A 20,140-nucleotide genomic window follows, 5' to 3' on the forward strand; every position below is an offset into this window, starting at 1 on the left:
GCCGACCACCATGAAGGCGGCCTGCAGTACGTTGCCGGCGGCGATGATGCGGGCGCGCTCGGATGGTGCCGACCAGGCCTGGACCGCGGCGAAGGAGGGAACGACGAACAGGCCGCCGCCGAATGCGAAGGCGACGAAGTCGACGAGCATACGCAGGCCTGCGAACGAGGTCGCGAAACCGGCCGCGGTGATGTCCTGGCCCTTGGCGGTCACGCCGATGGCCCAGGCGAGATCGAGGCCGGCAAACCCCATGATGATGGCGCCGATCGGCACCAGCGCGAGATTCGGGCGAACGTGGCTGAGGCTCGCGGCAAACAGCGAGCCGATGGCGATGCCGATCGCGAAGATCGCAAGGCACAGCGTCACCACGCCCTCGGTGCCGCCAACGACATCCTTGACCAGCGCCGGCAGCAGCGACAGCACGATCGCGCCGACCAGCCAGAACCAGGAGACGATCACCGTGCCGTCCCACAGCCGATGGTCGGCATGCAGGGTCTTGAGAAGGCCCACCGTCGAGGTCCAGGGATTGGCATCGACCGGCAGGTCAGGCGCAGACGGCGTCGTCTGCGGAATGCGTGAGGCGAAGGCCCATGACAACAAGGCCAGCACGACCACGGCGGATGCGACCCAGCCCATATGCGCGGATCCCGCCACGAACTGGCCGCCGGCGACGGTGCCGAGCAGGATCGCCATGAAGGTCGCGCCTTCGACGAGCGCGTTGCCGGTCGCGAGCTCGCCGAGCTCGAGCTGATCCGGCAGCATGGAATATTTCACGGGTCCGAACAGCGCGGCGATGATGCCGAACAGGGCGAGCGCCGCGAACAGCAGCGGCACCGAGTGCAGAAAGAAGCCGGCGGCGGCAAAGGCCGCGGCGAAGATCTCGGCGAATTTGAGCCGCCTTGCGACGACGGATTTGACGTATTTGTCGGCGAGCTGGCCGCCGAGCCCGGACAGGATGAAATAGGGGAAGATGAAGACGGCGCCTGCCACCGTCACCAGCGCATCGCCGTGGCCGGTTGCGGCACTGTAAAGCAGGATGATGACGAGCGCGTTCTTGAGCACGTTGTCATTGAGCGCCGAGAAGAATTGCGCCCAGAACAGTGGGGCAAAGCGCCGTGACGACATCAATTCCCTGATCATGACTAGTCCTGTTTTGGAAAGGCAGAATGAGGTTCGTTACGTTGTCTTTGAAGCGTCACGACCGGAAGGGGAGGGGACGAACGATTGCGGGCACTGATCGCCGCCTGCCTTGTCCCCTCGATCCCTCTGATCCTGTTGGTCTCCAGGCGGTGTCGTTAGGTTCGCAAAATATCTGGGCGCCCTCACGGGGTATGCGCCGAGCGATGAGGAAAAGCTGAACCGCGTCACTGAAGTCTGGCGAGATCGGCCGCGAACATCGGGACATGGTAAGTCCTTCCTTGCAACCAGTTCTTGCATTCGAGCCGGCCCGCGTGTGCAGGTCGCGTGCGCCTCAGGTGAGATGGGCGAGGTGACGAAAGGGCGAGAGGCGGCGGAGCAGGCTGAATCGGCGGCCCTCTTGACGGGCGCGCGTGCGGCTGGCCCGCCACATCCGGAAGGTCGCGCGGCGTTCGGCAAGCACGCCGGCAATGTCGCAGGCATTTGCGATGCGATCGATCGGCGTCATGGCGAACCGCAGCAGGGCGCGGCCAAGGCCAGTCACCAGGGCGGTGGCGTCGTCGACGAAGGTGGCGGCGATATCAACAGCGAGGGTTTGCATTTTGGTCGTCTCCAGGTTAGTTTGAACAATGTTCACATGAGTAGCTCGAAAATGAACAATGTTCAAGAAGAATCGTTGCGGGATCAGAAAAAAAATCGGCGACGGCTCCAGATCCTGGAGATTGCCCGGGGGATTATCGCGACTAAAGGATTGAGATCGTTGAAGGTTCGGGATGTTGCCGAGGCCGCCGGCTGCTCCGTTGGCAGCGTCTACAACGAGTTCGGCGACTTCGACGGGGTCATCCTGACCGTCAATCGGGAGACCGTTCAGGCCCTCACGGCCCGGCTTCGCGGGGTTCCGGCCGAAGATCCTGTTCGCCAGCTCTACGGGCTTGCCGAGACCTATCTCGAATTCTTCGCGGAGCACGCCAATCTGCTGCGCTCGCTGTTCGAGCATCGGATGGAGGACGACCGTCCTTATCCCGACGACATCCTGCAGATGGTGATGGATGCTTTCGCGCTGATGCATCCGCCCCTGGTGCGGCTGCTACCGGATGCGGATGACGTGAAGATCGCGCTGTTGTCGCGCACCTTGTTTTCTGCCGTGCATGGCATCATCTCGCTCGGTCTCGAGGAGCGCATGGTGGCCGTGCCGCCGCAGATGCTGCGTCAGCAGGTCGAACAATTCATCGATGCGCATCTGGTGGGTCTCGGGATCGTGTCGCCGCGGTGACGACGGAGAGCGTCAGGCGCGCGCGACCTCGCGCGGTCGGGCTGCAACGACGATGACATCAGGTCTTCCGCCGTCGACCTGAACGCGGTTGCGTCCCTTTTCCTTGGCGCGATAGCAGGCGGCGTCCGCGCGCCGCATCGCGCCTTCGAGCGTGGTGCTGGCGTCGGCGATGCAGGTGACGCCGATGCTGGCGGTCACCGCAAAGTAGCGATCGTCCCAGGCGAAGCTGAACAGCTCGAGCGATCGCCGCAGCCGTTCGGCGATGTCGACCGCGTTCGCAGGCGAGCACTGTGGCAGGATCAGGCCGAATTCGTCGCCGCCCAGCCGGGCCACCAGGTCACGCGGATGCCGATCCTGTTGCAGGAGGCGGGAGACCTGGCAAAGCAGGCTGTCGCCGGCAAGGTGCCCGCAGCTGTCGTTGACGTTCTTGAATTGGTCGAGGTCGAGCAGGATCAGGCCCAGCGATCCCGCCGCGGCAACGTCCAGCTCGCTTTGCAGGCGCGCCTCGAAGGCGCGGCGGTTGGACAGCCCGGTCAGCCAGTCGTGCGATGCCTGCCACGCCAGGCGTTCCTTCTCGGCATGCAGGGCGTCTTCGAAGGCCTGCCGCTGCAGTACCAATCGCCTGGTGTGCCAGATCAGGAGCAGGATCAGCGTCACTGCGGTGACGATGTTGAGGCCGGTCAGCGTCAGCTTGATGGCGCGGGAGCCTTCGCCAAGCACGGTGGAGAACCGGTTGGCATGCACCGTGAACTGGGTGTTGAGCTCGGAGAGCCGCGACGACAGGAATTGCAGCCGGCTTGCGTCTCGAACAGGACCGTTCTCCCATTCGGACCGGATGACTTCGCCGAAGACGCTTAGTTCGAGCAGCATGGGGTCGGTGGCGGCCCACTCGCGGATCGCTTCCTGAAGGAAACTGACGCGATTGAAGTAGCGAAACAGCCAGATCAATCCCGCGACGTCATCGGGATGGTTGCCGCCTTGCAGGAAGCCGATGCGGGCGGCCTCGACGTCGATCGGATCGCGCTCGAGCGCCCAGCGCGCGAACTCGTCACCGATGGGAACGGCAAGCGAGGCCTGGTATTGCGTGAACTGGCTGGCATCGCCCGAATGCAAATAGAGATTGAGGAAATAGACGGCGTTCTTCTGCGAGCGCGACCACATCGCTTCGCCCGCGACGTAGGCGCGGACCGACGACATCACCTCGAGACTGAATCCCGCGATCGCCGCCTGGAGCACGACGACCATCACGAAAGGCGAGACGAGCTTGATGACATGAAGGAAGCTGTGTCCCTTCGTCGACGTCGCTGTTCTGCGAAACACCCTGCGTTCCCCAAATCGCGCAATGACCCCCAGCGGAGCGCTGCGCCTGCAACGCGAAGTAGAGGATATGGTTGCTTAACTCGGCCTGAAAGGCGGGGGAGACTGCATCGCAGGGTGAAAGCGCTGTGAAGCCGATATGCGCAGATCGCTTCAAATGCCGGTAAATCGGACAAAGCGGGGCATCGACGAACCAATGCCTCGCATTCGTCGTGCGCAGTTTACCCGATCGAGAGAGTCTCGACGGCGCCGTTAGACCAGCACCGGCTTGCGGACGCGGCCGGCGTCGCCGAACACGCGCAGATAACGCTCGATCTCCGAGGGCATGCCGGTCGCCTTTTCCGGATTGTCGGAGAGCTTGACGGCCGGCTGGCCATCGACCGACGACACCTTGCAGACCAGCGAGATCGGATCGAGATTGAACGAGCCGTCCGGCGGGCAGCCGACGAAGTCGTTGGTGAGGTTGGTGCCCCAGCCGAAGGAGAGCCGCACCCGGCCGGCGAAGTGGTGATAGGTCTCCTCGATCGAGCCGACATCCATGGCATCCGAAAAGACGAGCAGCTTGTCCTTGGGATTGCGCCCCTTCTTTTCCCACCAGGCGACGATCTCCTCGCCGGCCTGGATCGGCGGCGCGCTGTCGGGGCGGAAGCCGGTCCAGTCCGCGACCCATTCCGGCGCGTCGCGCAGGAAGGCCTTGGTGCCGAAGGCGTCGGGCAGCGCGATCAGCAAATTGCCGCCATAAGTCTGGCGCCACTGGTCGAGAATGCGATAGGGCGCCCAGCGCAACTCCTCGTCGTCCCTGGCAAGTGCCGCGGCGACCATCGGCAGCTCATGCGCGTTGGTGCCGATGGCTTCGAGATCATTATCCATCGCGAGCAGCACATTGGAGGTTCCGATGAAGGACGGACCGAGGCCTTCCTTCACCGCCTCCACGCACCAGCGCTGCCAGAGGAAGCCGTGACGGCGACGTGTGCCGAAGTCGGACAGACGCAGATTCTCCAGCTTGCGCAGCCGCTCCACCTTCGTCCACAGCTTGGCCTTGGCGCGGGCATAGAGCACGTCGAGCTCGAAGCGGCCGCGGCCCTTCATCGCAGCGCGCGAGCGCAGCTCGTTGAGAATCGCGAGCGCCGGGATCTCCCACATCGTGGTGTGGGTCCACGGTCCGTGGAAATGCAATTCGTACTGGCCCTCGACCTTGCGCAGCTCATACTCGGGGAGGCGGAATTCAGCCAGCCAGCGGATGAAGTCCGCCGAAAACATGTGGGTCTTGCCGTAGAAGGTGTTACCGGCCAGCCAGATCAGCTCCTTCTTCGTGAAGCGGATGGTGCGGGCATGGTCAAGCTGGGCCCGCAGCTCGCCCTCGTCGATGATCTCGGCGAGCCGCACGTGGCGCGAGCGGTTGATGACCGAGAAGGTCACCTGCTGGTTCGGGTAGGACTCCCGAATCATTTGCAACATCAATAGCTTGTAGAAGTCGGTATCAAGCAGGCTGCGGATGATGGGGTCCAGCCGCCAGCTGTGATTGTAGGTCCGGCTCGCAATATCGGTCACTGTCATGGGGGGATTTTAGCGCGGCGGCCCGCGCGCAACCAGTGGGTTTGGCGAGGGGTGGTCTTCCGAAAGGCGGTAACGGCGATCAGGCCTTGGCAGCCGTCGCTGCGACCGTCTCGAGCTGGCTCCTGACCCAACGATGAGCCGGATCTTTCTGATAGCGCTGGTGCCAGACCATGAACATCGGCAGCTCGGCCAGCGTCCGCGTGCGGGACGCCAGCGGTATGCGCGTTTGCGCGAAGCCGCGCATCACGCCGGATGCGAGCAGGCTCGGCATGCTCGCCAGCATCTGCGAGCCGCGCAAGAAGGACGGCACGCCGGAAAAGCTCGGCACCGAGATCGCGATGTCGCGGTGAAGACCGTTGGCCGCCAGCCGGCGGTCGAAGTCGAGCCGCTCATTGTCGGTATAGACGACGGTGATGTGGCGCGCGGCGAGATAGGCGCTGCGGCTGGCCGGCGCGGTGCGTGCCTTCCCATCGAAGTAACAGACGTAATGGTCCTGGAGCAGGCGCTTCTGCACGATGTCGATGCCGGACGGCGGCAGCGGCGTGATCAGGAGATCGCAGCGGTTCTCGCGCAGCATCGCGGGCGAAGGCGATTGCGAGGGGATCACGCGCAGGTTCAGGCTCTTCACCTGGCCGGCGACATGATCGAAGAACCGGGGCAGCAGCAGATCGCGCTGGAAGTCATTGGCGGCGACCGTCAGCGAGAGCTGCGCGCGTGGCGGCTCGAAGCTGACGCCGCCGGCAAAGCTCCGCATCTCGTCGATCAGTGCGCGCGCCTTCGCGGCCAACGCTTGCGCATGCGCAGTTGCGACGATGCCACGGCCGGATTTGGCGAACAGCGGATCGCCCGCGATTCGCCGCAGCTTGTTCAGGGCGTGGCTGACGGCGGACTGCGTCAGGCCGAGCCGGGTGGCGGCCGCCGTGACCGAGCCTTCCTCCAGCACGGCGAGGAACAGTTCGAGGGCGTGGCCGTCGAGGGCCAAATGATCGATTTCTTTCATGCAATATATTATAATCGATCTATTTATCTGTGGAATAGACCGGCCCCATGATCTCCCGACAAGCCGCGCGTCCGGACCCGGGCGCCCCAGGGAGAGACACGATGAATGCCCAGGCGCCAGTCTTGCGGGATCCCCGCCTCAACCGCTCCGAGCCCTTGACGCCGCCGCTCGGCGACGGGGGCTTCTTCCAGCGGGATCGTTCGATTCATCCGCCGGCGCATGCGCCGGGTTACAAATCCTCGGTGCTGCGCTCGCCGCGCCAGTCGCTGTTGTCGCTGGAGGGTTCGGTCTCGGAGATCACGGGGCCGGTGTTCGGCCACAACGATCTCGGCCCGCTCGACAATGATCTGATCCGCAACTACGCCAAGGACGGCGATCCCGTCGGCGAGCGCATCATCGTCCACGGCCGCGTGCTGGACGAGACCGGCCGGGGCGTTCCGAACACGCTGGTCGAGTTCTGGCAGGCCAATGCCGGCGGCCGCTACCGGCACAAGAAGGACACCTATCTGGCGCCGATCGACCCGAATTTCGGCGGCTGCGGCCGCGCGCTGACCGACGACACCGGCTACTACTATTTCCGCACCGTGAAGCCGGGCCCCTATCCCTGGCGCAACTACGTCAACAGCTGGCGTCCCGCCCACATCCATTTCTCCGTGTTCGGTTCGGGCTTTGCGCAGCGGCTGATCACGCAGATGTATTTCGAGGGCGATCCCCTGATCCCGGTTTGTCCGATCCTGACGACGATCCCGGACAAGGATGCGCTCGACCGTCTCGTGGCGCCGCTTGACCTCAACGCCTCGACGCCGTTCGACTCGCTGGCCTACCGCTTCGACATCGTCCTGCGCGGCCAGCGCTCCACCTATTTTGAAAACCGCACCGCGGGGAACTGAGCCATGCCGCAGCCGCTCAACTATCTCAAGGAAACCGCCTCGCAGACGGCGGGGCCCTACGTCCATATCGGCTTGATCCCGGCGATGGCCGGCTTCGACATCTTCGAGAAGAACTTCTCGAATGTCCTGACGACGCCGAATACGGAAGGCGAGCGCATCACGCTGGAAGGCAAGGTGCTCGATGGCACCGGTACGCCGCTGCGCGACGTGCTGCTGGAGATCTGGCAGGCCAATGCGGCCGGCCGCTACAACCATCCGGCCGACCGTACGGCCGGCGCGCTGGAGCAGGAGTTTCGCGGCTGGGGCCGCGCCGGCTCCGACTTCGAGAGCGGTCTCGTCACCTTCGAGACCATCAAGCCGGGCGCGATCGTCGACAAGGCGGGCCGGAAATGCGCGCCGCACATCAATGTCTGGATCGTCGCGCGCGGCATCAACATCGGCCTCAACACGCGGCTCTATTTCTCGGATGAAGAGGCTGCCAACGCCGCCGACCCCGTGCTCAACCTGATCGAACAGACGGCCCGGCGTTCGACGCTGATCGCAAAGCGCAGCGACCGCGCCGGCAAGGTCGTGTATTCCTTCACGATCCATCTGCAGGGGCCGGAGGAGACAGTGTTCTTCGACGTGTGAGGATCCGGCCGCCGTCCGGCAGGATCACTCCACCGGATCGCCGCGATTGATCGCTCCGCGGGCGAGGAATTGCGGCGACTGACGCATTTCGCGCGATCCCGGCCGATCGGCCGGATCGCGCCCGACCCTTTGTCTCAGTTCTGCCAGGTCGATGAATATGTCGGCCTGTCGGCGCAGGTCGTCGGCGACCATGGGTGGCTGAGTGGAGAGTGTGGAGACGACCGTCACGCGGACGCCGCGGCGTTGCAGGGCTTCCACCAGCGAACGAAAATCCCCGTCGCCCGAGAACAGCACGATCTGATCGACGTGCTTGGCGAGTTCCATCGCACTTACGGCGAGATCGACATCCATGCTGCCCTTCACCTTGCGGCGGCCCGTGGTGGCGTCGACGAACTCCTTGGTAAGCTTGGTGACGACGGTGTATCCGTTATAGCCGAGCCAATCGATCAACGGGCGGATCGACGAATACTCCTGATTCTCGATGAGGGTCGTGTAGTAGAACGCCCGCAACAGCACACCCCGGCTTTGGAATTCGCCGAGCAGACGCCTGTAATCGATGTCGAAGCCGAGCGCCTTGGAGGTGGCATGTAGATTGGAGCCGTCGATAAAGAGTGCGATCTTCTCAATCGAAGACATTGTGCTCAAATCTCCAGTCCACACGAAAGCTGGCCGATCAGCTGTCAGAGTACGGTATGTCGGCCGGAAAATACTGAAGGCGCCGATGACTTACTGAAAAAGCGGCGCAGACGACCGGACAGGGGTGGCCGTCTTGCGCCAAGGTAAGGGAGGTTCCATGCCACCAGCGCCAGGGCGCCGAATGCAGCCACGCTAAGGCGCGAGCAGGCCCTGCTCAATTGTACTGAGGTAAGGGGCTTCTATGCAAAGGATAGGACCCGATATACGAAGGTAAGTGGCTGCGCCGGCAACAAGGGCCATTGCGGCAATGTCGCCTTCAAACATGGGCGCGCTCGGTCTTTCGTCCGGCGTGTCAAATTTCATCACCATGCAGCTGGGTGCGAAAGGCGCGCGGTGACACCCCCGTGGCCGCGGCATAGACCCGGCTGAAATAGGCGGGGTCCTCGAAGCCCAGCGTGTAGGCAATCGTCGAGATCGGCAAATTGGTATAGACGAGGTTGCGTCGCGCCTCGCGGATCAGCCGGTTGAGGATGAGGTGCGAGGCGGTATCACCGGTCGCCGCCCGCGTGATCCGGTTGAGATGTGTCGGCGTCACCGCCAGCGCCTCGGCATAGTCCGCGACGCTCCAGCGTTCCAGGTGATGCTGCTCCAGCAACGCCTCGAAGCGGCGGAACAGGCTGGACTCGACCGTGCCGTTGCCGCCGCTCTCGCTCGTGAGTGCGCGGGCCACCAGCCCGATCATGGCCGACGACAACGCCCGCAGCACATGCGCGCGGCCGAAATCGCGCGCGGCATGTTCGGCGAAGATCTGCTTCATGGTGGCGCGGATCTGCGGCGTTCCGCGCACCACGGCCGAGCGCGCCAGCGCACCGCGCAGGCCCTCGGCGGCGAGCAGCGCCTCGTCCAGAATTTCCGCGGCGATGGTCAGCACCCACCCTTGCGTATCAGGCACGAAGCGGAAGCCGTGGACATGACCGACCGGCACGTTGACGATCTGCGCCGGCTTCAAGGGCACCACCCGCCCATCGAGCGTCGCCTCGCCGCCGCCGCGCTCGATCAGCAGCACCTGGTGCAGCCGGGCATGGCGGTGCACGGCCAGGGTCCAGTCGTGCAGCACCGAGCGGGACGCGATGGTCTCGCAATGCACGACGTCAGGCAGATCGCCGGACTCGCCGAACAAATTGTAGACCCGGATCGCCGGGGCAGGGAGCGCGCCTCTCATGTTCGAATAGTACAAGACAATGGCGAAACCCTCCATCGGTCTGCGCCGCCAAATCTGCAAAAAAGTGCCGACGGAGGACGCAAGAATGAAAGTTCAGGTCTGTATCATCGGCGGCGGGCCGTCCGGGCTGTTGTTGTCCCAGCTGCTGCACCTGAAGGGCATCGACGCGGTCGTGCTGGAGAAATACAGCCGCGACCGTGTGCTCGCCCGCATCCGCGCCGGCGTGCTCGAGCACGGCTTCGCCGAGTTGATGCGCGAGGCGCAGTGCGGCGAGCGAATGGACCGCGAGGGCGAGATCCACACCGGTTTCGAGATCGCCCATGACGGCGTGCTGTCCAAGATCGATCTGCACAAGCATTCCGGCGGCAGTTCGGTGCTGGTCTACGGCCAGACCGAGCTGACGCGCGATCTCTATGAGGCGCGGGACCGCCTCGGCGGCAAGGTCGTGCACAATGCGCAGGACGTGACGCCGCATGATCTGACGTCGGACCGGCCCTACGTGACCTATCGAGCGAACGGCGAGACCGTCCGTGTCGATTGCGACTATATCGTCGGAGCCGACGGCTTTCACGGCGTCAGCCGCAAGTCGATCCCGAGGGATGTGCTGCGCGAATATGAGAAGGTCTATCCGTTCGGCTGGCTGGGGGTACTGTCGCGCACCAAGCCGGTGTCGCCCGAGCTGATCTACGTGAAGCACGAGCGCGGCTTTGCGCTCTGTTCGCTGCGCTCGCAGGTGCTGAGCCGCTATTACATCCAGGTGCCGCTGACCGACAAGGTCGAGGATTGGAGCGACGATGCGTTCTGGGCCGAGCTGAAGCGCCGCCTGCCGGGTGAGGTCGCCGGCAAGTTGATCACGGGGCCGTCGATCGAGAAGAGCATCGCGCCTCTGCGCAGCTTCGTCGCCGAGCCGATGAGCTATGGCCGGCTGTTCCTCGCCGGCGATGCCGCTCACATCGTGCCACCGACAGGGGCGCGCGGGCTGAACAGCGCGGCGTCCGACATCTATTATCTCTACCACGCCTTGCTCGCGCATTATCAGAGCGGTGATGATTCCGGCCTTGCAGGCTATTCCGCCAAGGCACTCGCGCGGATCTGGAAGGCGCAGCGCTTCTCCTGGTGGATGACGATGCTGCTGCATCGCTTTCCCGACCGGCTCGAATACGAGGATCGGCTTCAGCAGACCGAGCTGGATTATCTTCTCTCATCCGAGACGGCGCAGCGCCTGCTCGCTGAGAATTACGTGGGCCTGCCGTTTTAAGGCGGCCGCTACTTCCCTTCCAGCGTATTCACCGGAGTCCAATCCGCAGGCGGCGGATTGGCGGTGAATGCCTGGGCGCGTTTTGCAAACAGCGCCGACGCCGGATCGGTCTTTGCCGTCTGCCCGAACGCATCGGCCGCCTTCGCAAACTCCCTTGCACGCCAGCACGCCAGTCCTTCCGCATAAGCTGCGGTCACCTTCGCCTGTTCGGCACTCTCCACGTCCCTCTCCGCCAGCGGCTCGAACACCTTGATGGCCTCGCCGCGGCCCAGCACCCTGATCGCGTCCAGCTCGCGCCAGGCGAAGGCGTCGCCGCTCTGCGTCATCGTCGTCTCCGAGGCCATGATCGCGGTGCCGTAATATTTGTTGGCGCCCTCGAGCCGCGAGGCGACGTTCACGGTGTCGCTCATCACGGTGTAATTGAAGCGGCGGCGCGAGCCGATATTTCCGACCACGGCTTCGCCGCTGTTCAGCCCGATGCGATGCGACAGGCCGTGACCGGCGAAGGCGGGATTGCTCGCATTGAGCTCCGACAGCTTCTCATGGCACTTCAGCGCGGCGCGAACGGCGTTGGCGGCGTGTGCGGGATCGTCGGCCGGTGCACCGAACATCGCGACGATGGAATCGCCGATGTATTTGTCGACGTAACCGCCATGACCTTCGATGATATCCGTCATGGCGGACAGATATTCGTTCATCAGCGTCACCAGTGCTCCCGGCGTCATGGTCTCGGCAATGGACGAGAAACCGCTGAGGTCGGAGAAGAACATGGTGACGTTGCGCATCTCGCCACCGAGCGCCGGCATCTTGCCGGAGGTGACCATGGTCTCGATGACCTCGGGCGCGAGATAGAAGGCAAAGCTCTTGCGCAGGAAGCGCTCGTCGCGATCGGCCAGCATGAATCGGTAGCCGATCATGATCGCGAGCGCGGCAAGGCTGGCGAGTGCCGGCTCCGTCAGCGGCAGCGCCAAGGCATGGACGAACGCGCTGACGGCTACGGCTGCATAAACGAGGGTGAGGGCGGACCACGTGAGCAGCGCGCCACTCGGTGCGAGCAGGCAGGCTGCGCAGGCGATGATCGCCGCGAACGCGATCGTGAGAATGGTACGCATCGGGAAGCCGAGCTCGGTCACGGCATCGCGCTCGATCAGATTTCGGACCGCGGTGGCGTGCACGAACACACCGGCGATGTCGCTCCGGGACTTTTGCACGGTGCTTGCCGGCGCGGGCAGGGCACATCGTGCCGCCGGCGTGCCGTCATACCCGCCGGCCAGGCGCATCGAGGTGAGCTTGCGGTCCTCGAAATTCAGGACCGTACCAAGCAGCACGACCTTGCCGTCGAAAGCGCGGCGAAAAAAGTCGCGGTCACCCTTTTCGACGCAGGCGCGCAGATCGACGAAAGAGTAGGTCGGGATGTCGCGTCCCAGCCCCCGGAAGTTGAGCGCCATTGTATTCGGCACGGCACTCGGGATCGCGTAGCCGGACAATTCGGTCGCGCCAGAGGACGCAATCTCGGGCTTTGCGCCCGCCGCGCGCGCAGCGAGCTCGACCGCCATCGCGGGGACCGGCCGCCCCTCGATGGCAAAGCTCAGCGGCATCCGTCGGATGACGTCGTCGTGGTCGGTGTGGACATTGAGCGCCCGCACGGTGTTGCGCACGGCGACTTGCTGGGCGCGATAGGGCACTTCCGGATGGTCATTGCTCAGGATTTCGCCGAGCACCAATTTGCCGCTGTCGGAGATTTGCCGAAGCGCGATCAGGTAATCCCGATCGAATCCCTTCATGCGGCCGCCAACGGCGGTGTCGCCAAAAGGAATCTCCGATTGCTCGATTGAGCTCGGAAAGATGACGTCGAAGCCGATCACCTTGGCGCCGCCCTCGGTGATGCTGCCGAGCACCCGGCCGATCTCGCGCGTCCAGGTCTGCGTCGGCGATCCCTTGAACGGTGGTGTGTCGTAGGTTTCACTGTCGATCGCCACGACGACGACCGGCGATGTCGCGGTGTTGCGGCTGTCGCCGAGAAGCCTCCCGCGCATCGCCGTGAGGATGTCGAGCGAAAGGCCTTGCAGGGTCTGAAGCGGCGGCGACGTGAAGATCGCGCCCGTGAGGAGCGCAATCAGGGTCGCCGCAACGATGTCCCGTCCCCCGATCCGCCGCATCGCCCGGTCGCAGGCTGCTTATTCGAGCCGCAGCAGGCGGCCGATGATCGGGGTCGGCGCCGAGGTAGCGCTGGCATCGACCTGGAAGGTGTAACGCTTGGCCCCGAGGCTCGCGACATAGCTGCCGCCCGGGGTCAGCGATTTCCCGGCCTTGGCAAAGTCATAGAATTTGCCGCGGATCATGATGTCGTTCTTGAGCGGCACGCTGATCGTGGGTTCCTTGCCGTCGGTGCGCTCGATCACCAGCGTGCTGCCGCTCTTGGCCTGGATCAGGGGCGCGACGCCATAGATCGTCGGCAGCTTGGACGGAGCGCTCTTGGCGTCGGACCGCATGGTCCGGAACGTGGTCGCCGCACTCTGGTTCGCCTCGCGTTCGGAGAGCTGCGCCGCCTTGGTGTCACAGGGCACCTTGGCGCGCTGCACGTCGCCGAGCTGCACGGTGCTCTGCTCGGCGCCGACCAGCACGACGCCCTCGCTGATGGTCTCGCGCAGGCAGGATTTGAGATAGCTGAGCGTAATGCTGGCCTTGGGCCCGAGCTTGATGATCTTGCCCGCGGCGACATAGTCCATGAACTCGACGCCATCGACCTTGCCTTGCACATCCTCGACGATCGCGGCCGGCGTCTCTGCCAAGGCAGTGGCCGCAGTACAGAACACGCCGACAACAGCGCCGATCAGGCTTCTCATGACTATTCTCATTCAATTCGACCGATAATTTGCTGGTCCCCGTCCCGGTCCGATTTTTAGCATCGGAGGCGCCCAGGCAAGTGTGACCAGAATCACTCTTTGATTATTGGTGCACTCTAGCAGGAAGTGGTTCAAGCCGGCCATCGCCGACAAAGGAGGGGGCCAAGCTGTTGGCCGGACGGCGAAATCAGGTGGCCGTGACAGCCTCGGGCGAACGGCCCTCGGCCGGAGACGCCATGATCGGAGTGAGCGGAGCCTCGGCCTTGTGAAACGGCGTCGCCCGCTCACCGGCGATCTCGACCACCTCGTCCCAGCGCGACAAGAAGGCCTCGACGCAGGCCGGATCGAACTGCCGCCCCTTGTTCTCGACCAAATAGCCGCGGGCCACCTCGATCGGCATCGGCTCTTTATATGGTCGTCGTGTCGTCAGCGCGTCGAAGACGTCGGCCACCGCGACCACGCGCGCGGCGACCGGAATCTCGTCTGCCTTCAGACCGTTTGGATAGCCCGCACCGTCCCAGCGTTCGTGATGGCCTGCGGCAATTTGCGCACCGAGCTGGATCAGCTCGCAACCGGAGTCCGCCAGGATCCGCTCGCCGATGGTTGCATGGGTGCGGATCACCGCCATCTCGTCGTCGGTCAGCCTGCCGGGCTTGAGCAGAATGTTGTCGGGAATGGCGACCTTGCCGACGTCATGCAGGGGCGCAGCCAGATAAATGTCGCGGCAAAGCCGGGGCGGCAGTCCGAGCTGCTCGGCGATGATGCGGCTGTACCTGGCAACCCGCAGCGTGTGCTCGCCGGTGTCGTTGTCACGGTATTCGACCGCGAGCGCGAGCCGCAGGATGATCTCCTCCTCGCGTTCGCCGAGCTTTCGTGTCGCGGCTGCGACTTCGCTGGCCAGATGCGCCGCACGGTCGTTGAGCTTGCGTACGGCTGCACCAAGCTGAATCAAATTCCGCAGGCGCACCGTCATCTCGACGCTCTGCGGCTGCTTGGGCAGGAAATCGGTTGCACCGGCCTGCAGCGCTTCCATCTTGACGTCATCGGTCTGTCGCGACGTGATCATCGCGATCGGGATGTCGGCACAGCCGGGCAGGGCACGGAAGGTGCGGATGAAGCTGATGCCGTCCATGTGCGGCATCTCGTAGTCGACCAGCACGAGATCGAAGCCGCGTTCGCGCGCGCAGGTCAGCGCTTCCACGGGATCGAGGAAGGTGGTGGCCTCGACCAGGCCTTCAGCCTCGATGTGACGTTTCAGGAAGTTGAGGACGGAGCGGCTGTCGTCAACCAGAAGTGCTTGGGTCAGCATCGGCGGCCGGGGCTCTCTTCGCTGGCAAAGACACGAACCCACGCCATAACCCGAGCGAATTTAACGCGAAGCAAATGCGCCGTACGGGAGCAACCGCGCCGCGGATATGCGCGCCGCGCATGAAAGATTTCAGGAGGCTGTGCACGCCTGCATACAGTTGCGCGAATTCCGCGAGAATGTGACCCGTAGTTGTACGGATGCCCGTGTTAGGGGTTTGCTCACCGGATTCGCGTCAAACGAGTAGTGGAATTTTAGCAAAGGCGGGGCAGCGATGGCGCTCAATCCCACGGAGCCGAAGTGGTCGTTGCGGTTGCCCGCCGATTGCAGCATCGCGGCCATTCGCAATGTCTATGAGCTCATTCGCGAGGCGTTCGGCCGCCAGGAGCGGCTCGAGATCGACTGTTCGAGCGTCGACAAGGCCGACGTGACCTCGATCCAGCTTCTGCTGTCGACAGCCAAGACGGGGCAGGCCCAGGGCCGCCCGGTGGTGCTGACCTCATTCTCACAGTCTCTTCGCAACACCCTTCGCCGCGCCGGCTTCACCAGCGAGGCGATGATCGATCAGCATTTCCCGCAAAAGAAAGATGGCACCTAATGGCCACGATTCTGACCGTCGACGATTCCCCCAGCATCCGGCAAATGATCAAGGTGGTGCTCGAGCCGGCCGGTCACAGCGTGATCGAGGCCGGCGATGGTGCGCAAGGGCTCGCCAAGGCGCAGGCCGGCAAGCTCGATCTCGTGATCACCGACCTCAACATGCCCGTCATGAACGGGCTGGAGCTGATCCGGGCGCTGCGCAAGCTGCCGAGCGCGGTCGGCATGCCCATCGTGTTCCTGACGACTGAATCCAACGACACGGTGAAGCAGGAAGCCAAGAGCGCCGGCGCCACCGGCTGGATCACCAAACCGTTCAAGCCTGAGCAGTTGCTCGCCGTGGTCGGCAAGCTGGTGCGCGCATGAGCGCAATGGACCCGACCGAGGTCTTTCGTCAGGAAGCCAGCGAGCTCTTCGAAGTTCTTGAAGGGGCCCTGCTCGATCTCGGCCAGCGTCCCGACGACCGCGAACTGGTCGATTCCGCCTTCCGCGCCCTGCATACGATCAAGGGCTCGGGCGCCATGTTCGGCTTCGACAAGGTCGCCTCTTTCACCCACGAATTCGAGACCGCCTTCGACCGCGTCCGCAAGGGCGAGATCAAGCCGACCCAGGAGCTGATCTCGGTCGCGCTCGCCGCCAAGGACTACATCCGCGCGTTGATCGAAGATCCCCAGTCGACCGACGACATCATCGGCGAGGCCATCCTCGACGACCTCAAGCGCTTCGTCTCGGCCGACCAGCCGGGTGCAGCGGTGATGGAGATTGCCGAAGCCCCGCCGCTGGCTCCCGCCGGGAGCAACCAGGCCGGCTGGCACCTCTATCTGGAATTCGAAACCCATATCCTGCGCAACGGCTCGAATCCGCTCGACCTGCTGGAAGACCTCTGCAAGCTCGGCCCCTGCTTCGTCGTGCCTGTCACCGACGGCGTCCCGTTCCTCGACGAGATGGAGCCGGAAGACTGCTATCTGAAGTGGGACGTCAAGCTGCACGCGGCCTGCGACAAGGATGCGATCGACGACGTCTTCATGTTCGTCCAGGACGAGATGAAGCTGACGCTGTCGCCCCTGGAGCATGTCGAAGCGCCTGCGCCGGCACCGCTGTTCCAGCTGCTCGACGAGGAGCTGGCTCCGGTAGTCGAAATGCCTGCGCCGCCGGTCGAGGCTGCTGCCGCGCCGGTCGCCGAGCAGCTCGTCGCAAAGGCGGAGCCGAAATCGGAATCAAAGCCTGAACCGAAGCTCGAGGCCAAGCGCGACGATCGCGGCATCGCCACCGTTCGCGTCCAAGCCGAGCGCCTCGACGAGCTGATGGACCGCGTTGGCGAGCTCGTCATCGCCCAGGCGCGGCTGACCCAGCTCGCCGCTTCCGGCTCCGACCTCTCGATCAAGATGATCGCCGAGGAGATCGAGCGCCTGGCCTCCTCACTGCGCGATACCACGATGGGTGCGCGCATGGTGCCGATCGGCTCGCTGTTCGGCCGTTTCCGCCGCCTCGTGCATGATCTGTCGCGCGATCTGTCCAAGCCCGTCGAATTCGTCACCTCGGGAGAAGATACCGAGCTCGACAAGACCATGATCGAGTGCCTGGCAGATCCGCTGGTGCATCTGATCCGCAATGCCGTCGACCACGGTATCGAAGACACCGCCACGCGCGCCGCCAATGGCAAGACCGAGCAGGGCCGGATCGAGCTCGCGGCCGTCCATTCCGGCGCACAGGTGCTCGTCACTGTGAAGGACAATGGCGGCGGCCTCAACACCGCGCGCATCCGTGCCAAAGCCGAAGAGCAGGGGCTGATTGCGACTGGCGCCGTGCTCACCGATCATGAGATCCATCAGTTCCTGTTCCATCCCGGCTTCTCGACCGCGCAGACCATCTCGGCGCTGTCGGGCCGTGGCGTCGGCATGGACGTGGTCAAGCGTACCATCGAGAACATGCGGGGCTCGATCGACCTGTCGACCCGGCTAGGCCAGGGCACCACGGTGACGCTGCGCCTGCCGCTGACGCTGGCAATCATCGAAGGTCTTCTGATCCGCGTCGGCGAAGGCCGTTACATCATTCCGCTGTCCGCGGTCGAGGAATGCATCGAGCTGACCGCCGAGGACGAGCGCTCCCGCGGTCGAAATTTCCTCAACGTGCGCGGCAATCTCGTGCCCTTCCTCCGGCTGCGCGAGATCATGACGGCATCGGGCACGCCCGACCGTCATCAGAAGACGATCATCATCTCGACCGGTGAGACTCACGTCGGCCTCGTCGCCGACCAGATCATCGGCAACCACCAGACCGTGATCAAGTCGCTCTCAAAGCTGCATTCGGATGTCACGATGTTCTCGGGCGCGACCATCCTGGGCGATGGCACGGCGGCATTGATCCTCGACGTCGCGCAGCTCGTCGCGTTGGCGCAGTCGAAGGTCGAGAAGCAGCATATCAGCGAGGCGGCGTGATGAACGATGGTTTGGCTGGCGAACGGCAGGCTGACGCGATGCAAGTCGTGATGATCGGCCTTGGCGAGGAGAAGTTCGCGCTCGACGCCGGCCTCGTGCGCGAGATCATCGATCCCGTCCCCGTGACCAAGGTGGCAGGCGCGCGCGCCTTCGTTCCTAGCGTGATCAACGTGCGCGGCAACGTCATTCCGCTCGCCGACCTGCGCATCCGCTTCGGCATGCCGCAGCTCGATGATTCCGCCGATACGCGCATCGTGGTCATCGAGCTCGAGCTCGACGGCGAGCCGGTCCTGGTCGGCGTCACCGCCGACAAGGTCTACGAGGTCACGGAGATCTCCCAGACCGACGTGCAGCAAACACCGCGCGTCGGCATGCACTGGAAGCCGGAGTTCATTCGCTTCATTGCCAAGTGGCGTGAAGAGTTCGTCATCGTTCCGAACATGGAACGCATTCTAAATTGAGATGAGGTCTCGGGCGAGACCGGGGTAGGGGCTGGAAATGAGATTTACCGTCAAGGCAAAGCTTGCCAGTGCGTTCGGCGTGATCATCGTCCTGTCCGGGATCGCGGGCGGCGTGGCTTACATGAAGCTCGGCGACATGATGGCGACCGCCGACAGCATGGTTCTGCGCGCAAACCGCATGGAAAAGGCGACGCAGATCGAAAAGGACATCCTGCTTCAGCTGCGCGCCGAGAAGAACTCGGTGCTCGGCACGGAGGCTCAGGCCGACCAGTTTGCCGCCGAGGCCGCCAGGCTTCGCGAGGAAGCGATGAAGACCAGGGACGAAGTCTACGCGCTGGCGAGCGAGGGCGGCAGGAAGCTGCTCGACAGCTTCGCAGCCACATACGCGAAGATGAATACCTACCAGGAAGAAACGATCCGGCTGGCGAAGACCGACAAGACGAAGGCCATGGAGCGCTCGATGGGTGACGGCCGCAAGGTCGTCGCAGACGCGATGGAATCCATGGGCGCCTATGTCGCCAATACGAAGAAGCAGATGGCAGAGCAGGCCGTCCAGTCCAAGGCAGAGGGGCACCAGGCCCAATTCCTGCTGATGACGCTGATCGGCATCTCGCTGGCGGTCGCGATCGGGGCTGCGCTCTGGATTTCCATCTCGATCAGCCGTTCGCTCGGAAGGGCCGTTGGCCTTGCAGGTGCGGTCGCTGAGGGCGATCTCAGCCAGACCATTCCTTCGGCGAGCAACGACGAGATCGGAGATCTCATCAAGTCGCTGAATGGGATGGTCGAAAAGCTCCGGCAGATCGTCGCCGAGGCAATCACTGCGGCGCAGAACGTCTCCGCCGGAAGCCAGGAGCTGTCCGCGAGCGCCGAGCAGCTCTCGCAAGGCGCGACCGAGCAGGCTTCGTCCGCCGAGGAAGCCTCCTCCTCGATGGAGGAGATGGCCTCGAACGTGAAGCAGAATGCCGACAACGCCAACCAGACCGAGAAGATTGCGGGGCAGTCGGCCAAGGACGCCGAAGCCAGCGGTGTCGCCGTGGGCCGTGCCGTCGAGGCGATGCAGACCATCGCCGAGAAGATCACGATCGTGCAGGAGATCGCACGCCAGACCGACCTGCTTGCGCTCAACGCGGCCGTGGAAGCCGCGCGCGCAGGCGAGCACGGCAAGGGCTTTGCGGTGGTCGCCTCCGAAGTGCGTAAGCTTGCCGAGCGCAGCCAGGCCGCCGCAGCCGACATCGGGACGCTGTCCACGGAGAGCGTGAAGGTCGCCCAGGAAGCCGGCCAGATGCTGTCCAAGCTCGTGCCCGACATCAAGAAGACCGCTGAGCTGGTGCAGGAGATCACCGCGGCCTGCCGCGAGCAGGACGTCGGCTCGGCCCAGATCAACCAGGCGATCCAGCAGCTCGACAAGGTCGGCCAGCAGAACGCCAGCGCCTCCGAGCAGGTGTCGTCGACCTCGGAAGAGCTCGCCTCGCAAGCCGAGCAGCTGCAGTCCACCATCTCGTTCTTCCGGATCGAGCAAGCTGCGCGCCGAGAGAAAGCGGCAGCCGAGCCGATCGACCGCGCCGTCGGTCA

Annotated in this window: 18 protein-coding genes; 9 read left to right on the plus strand and 9 right to left on the minus strand. The window is 64.1% G+C overall.

The window, feature by feature from the left end:
• Window positions 1-1,140: MFS transporter (locus tag IC66_RS0125600; RefSeq protein WP_038949565.1), on the minus strand; the 1,140-nt coding region annotated here is incomplete at its 3' end.
• A gap of 649 nt (window positions 1,141-1,789) precedes the next feature.
• On the opposite strand from IC66_RS0125600, the gene IC66_RS0125610 reads away from it, so the two are divergent.
• Window positions 1,790-2,410, plus strand: a complete 621-nt coding sequence (locus IC66_RS0125610; RefSeq protein WP_038949566.1) for a TetR/AcrR family transcriptional regulator — start codon at window positions 1,790-1,792, stop codon at window positions 2,408-2,410.
• Window positions 2,411-2,422: 12 nt separating this feature from the next.
• On the opposite strand, the gene IC66_RS0125615 is transcribed toward IC66_RS0125610, so the two are convergent.
• The 3 genes from IC66_RS0125615 to IC66_RS0125625 all read right to left on the minus strand — a co-directional run bounded on the left by IC66_RS0125615 (window position 2,423) and on the right by IC66_RS0125625 (window position 6,284).
• Window positions 2,423-3,730: a GGDEF domain-containing protein gene (locus IC66_RS0125615; RefSeq protein ID WP_038949567.1), complete on the minus strand. Its 1,308-nt coding sequence runs from the start codon at window positions 3,728-3,730 to the stop codon at window positions 2,423-2,425.
• Window positions 3,731-3,979: 249 nt separating this feature from the next.
• The gene (gene pncB / locus IC66_RS0125620; RefSeq protein WP_028142291.1) at window positions 3,980-5,284 is read right to left on the minus strand and encodes a nicotinate phosphoribosyltransferase; all 1,305 of its coding nucleotides are present in this window, start codon (window positions 5,282-5,284) and stop codon (window positions 3,980-3,982) included.
• Window positions 5,285-5,363: 79 nt separating this feature from the next.
• Window positions 5,364-6,284, minus strand: coding sequence for a LysR family transcriptional regulator (locus tag IC66_RS0125625; protein ID WP_038949568.1), 921 nt, complete (start codon window positions 6,282-6,284; stop codon window positions 5,364-5,366).
• A gap of 101 nt (window positions 6,285-6,385) precedes the next feature.
• On the opposite strand from IC66_RS0125625, the gene pcaH reads away from it, so the two are divergent.
• Complete coding sequence (pcaH, locus tag IC66_RS0125630) at window positions 6,386-7,174, plus strand: protocatechuate 3,4-dioxygenase subunit beta (RefSeq protein ID WP_028142293.1); 789 nt, start codon at window positions 6,386-6,388, stop codon at window positions 7,172-7,174.
• Between the two features lie 3 nt (window positions 7,175-7,177).
• A complete protein-coding gene (pcaG, locus tag IC66_RS0125635; RefSeq protein WP_028142294.1) occupies window positions 7,178-7,804 on the plus strand; it encodes a protocatechuate 3,4-dioxygenase subunit alpha in 627 nt (208 codons plus the stop codon).
• A gap of 24 nt (window positions 7,805-7,828) precedes the next feature.
• Here the strand turns inward: pcaG and IC66_RS0125640 are convergent, their stop codons facing one another.
• Both IC66_RS0125640 and IC66_RS0125645 read right to left on the minus strand, forming a co-directional pair.
• The gene (locus IC66_RS0125640; RefSeq protein ID WP_038949569.1) at window positions 7,829-8,440 is read right to left on the minus strand and encodes a LabA-like NYN domain-containing protein; all 612 of its coding nucleotides are present in this window, start codon (window positions 8,438-8,440) and stop codon (window positions 7,829-7,831) included.
• A 352-nt stretch (window positions 8,441-8,792) separates the two neighbouring features.
• Entirely contained in the window at window positions 8,793-9,698 is a 906-nt protein-coding gene (locus IC66_RS0125645; RefSeq protein WP_028142296.1) for a helix-turn-helix domain-containing protein, read from the minus strand.
• A 49-nt stretch (window positions 9,699-9,747) separates the two neighbouring features.
• Between IC66_RS0125645 and pobA the strand changes: the two genes are divergently transcribed.
• Entirely contained in the window at window positions 9,748-10,920 is a 1,173-nt protein-coding gene (gene pobA / locus IC66_RS0125650) for a 4-hydroxybenzoate 3-monooxygenase (RefSeq protein ID WP_038949570.1), read from the plus strand.
• A gap of 8 nt (window positions 10,921-10,928) precedes the next feature.
• Here pobA and IC66_RS0125655 read toward each other — a convergent pair whose 3' ends face one another.
• From IC66_RS0125655 to IC66_RS0125665, 3 genes are all read right to left on the minus strand, one after another.
• Window positions 10,929-13,079 carry an adenylate/guanylate cyclase domain-containing protein gene (locus tag IC66_RS0125655; RefSeq protein WP_028142298.1) on the minus strand — a complete coding sequence of 717 codons (2,151 nt, stop codon included), beginning with the start codon at window positions 13,077-13,079 and terminating at the stop codon, window positions 10,929-10,931.
• Window positions 13,080-13,097: 18 nt separating this feature from the next.
• Window positions 13,098-13,766, minus strand: coding sequence for a hypothetical protein (locus tag IC66_RS0125660; protein ID WP_038949571.1), 669 nt, complete (start codon window positions 13,764-13,766; stop codon window positions 13,098-13,100).
• Between the two features lie 187 nt (window positions 13,767-13,953).
• Window positions 13,954-15,075 (minus strand): HD domain-containing phosphohydrolase, encoded by a 1,122-nt coding sequence (locus IC66_RS0125665; RefSeq protein ID WP_028142300.1) that lies wholly within the window; start codon window positions 15,073-15,075, stop codon window positions 13,954-13,956.
• Window positions 15,076-15,346: 271 nt separating this feature from the next.
• Here IC66_RS0125665 and IC66_RS0125670 point away from each other — a divergent pair, with 271 nt between their 5' ends.
• From IC66_RS0125670 to IC66_RS0125690, 5 genes are all read left to right on the plus strand, one after another.
• A complete protein-coding gene (locus tag IC66_RS0125670) occupies window positions 15,347-15,670 on the plus strand; it encodes an STAS domain-containing protein (RefSeq protein ID WP_018317042.1) in 324 nt (107 codons plus the stop codon).
• Entirely contained in the window at window positions 15,670-16,035 is a 366-nt protein-coding gene (locus IC66_RS0125675) for a response regulator (RefSeq protein WP_018317043.1), read from the plus strand. Before IC66_RS0125670 ends, IC66_RS0125675 begins: the two co-directional genes overlap by 1 nt.
• Window positions 16,032-18,107: a chemotaxis protein CheA gene (locus IC66_RS0125680; RefSeq protein WP_038949572.1), complete on the plus strand. Its 2,076-nt coding sequence runs from the start codon at window positions 16,032-16,034 to the stop codon at window positions 18,105-18,107. Before IC66_RS0125675 ends, IC66_RS0125680 begins: the two co-directional genes overlap by 4 nt.
• On the plus strand, window positions 18,107-18,568 hold the full coding sequence (locus IC66_RS0125685) for a chemotaxis protein CheW (protein WP_038949573.1): 462 nt from the start codon (window positions 18,107-18,109) through the stop codon (window positions 18,566-18,568). Before IC66_RS0125680 ends, IC66_RS0125685 begins: the two co-directional genes overlap by 1 nt.
• A 37-nt stretch (window positions 18,569-18,605) precedes the next feature.
• A partial coding sequence (locus tag IC66_RS0125690) for a methyl-accepting chemotaxis protein (protein ID WP_038949574.1) occupies window positions 18,606-20,140 on the plus strand: 1,535 nt, incomplete at its 3' end.

Source organism: Bradyrhizobium genomosp. III (genome assembly GCF_000261705.1).
In the GTDB taxonomy this organism is placed as follows: Bacteria; Pseudomonadota; Alphaproteobacteria; order Rhizobiales; family Xanthobacteraceae; genus Bradyrhizobium; species Bradyrhizobium ottawaense.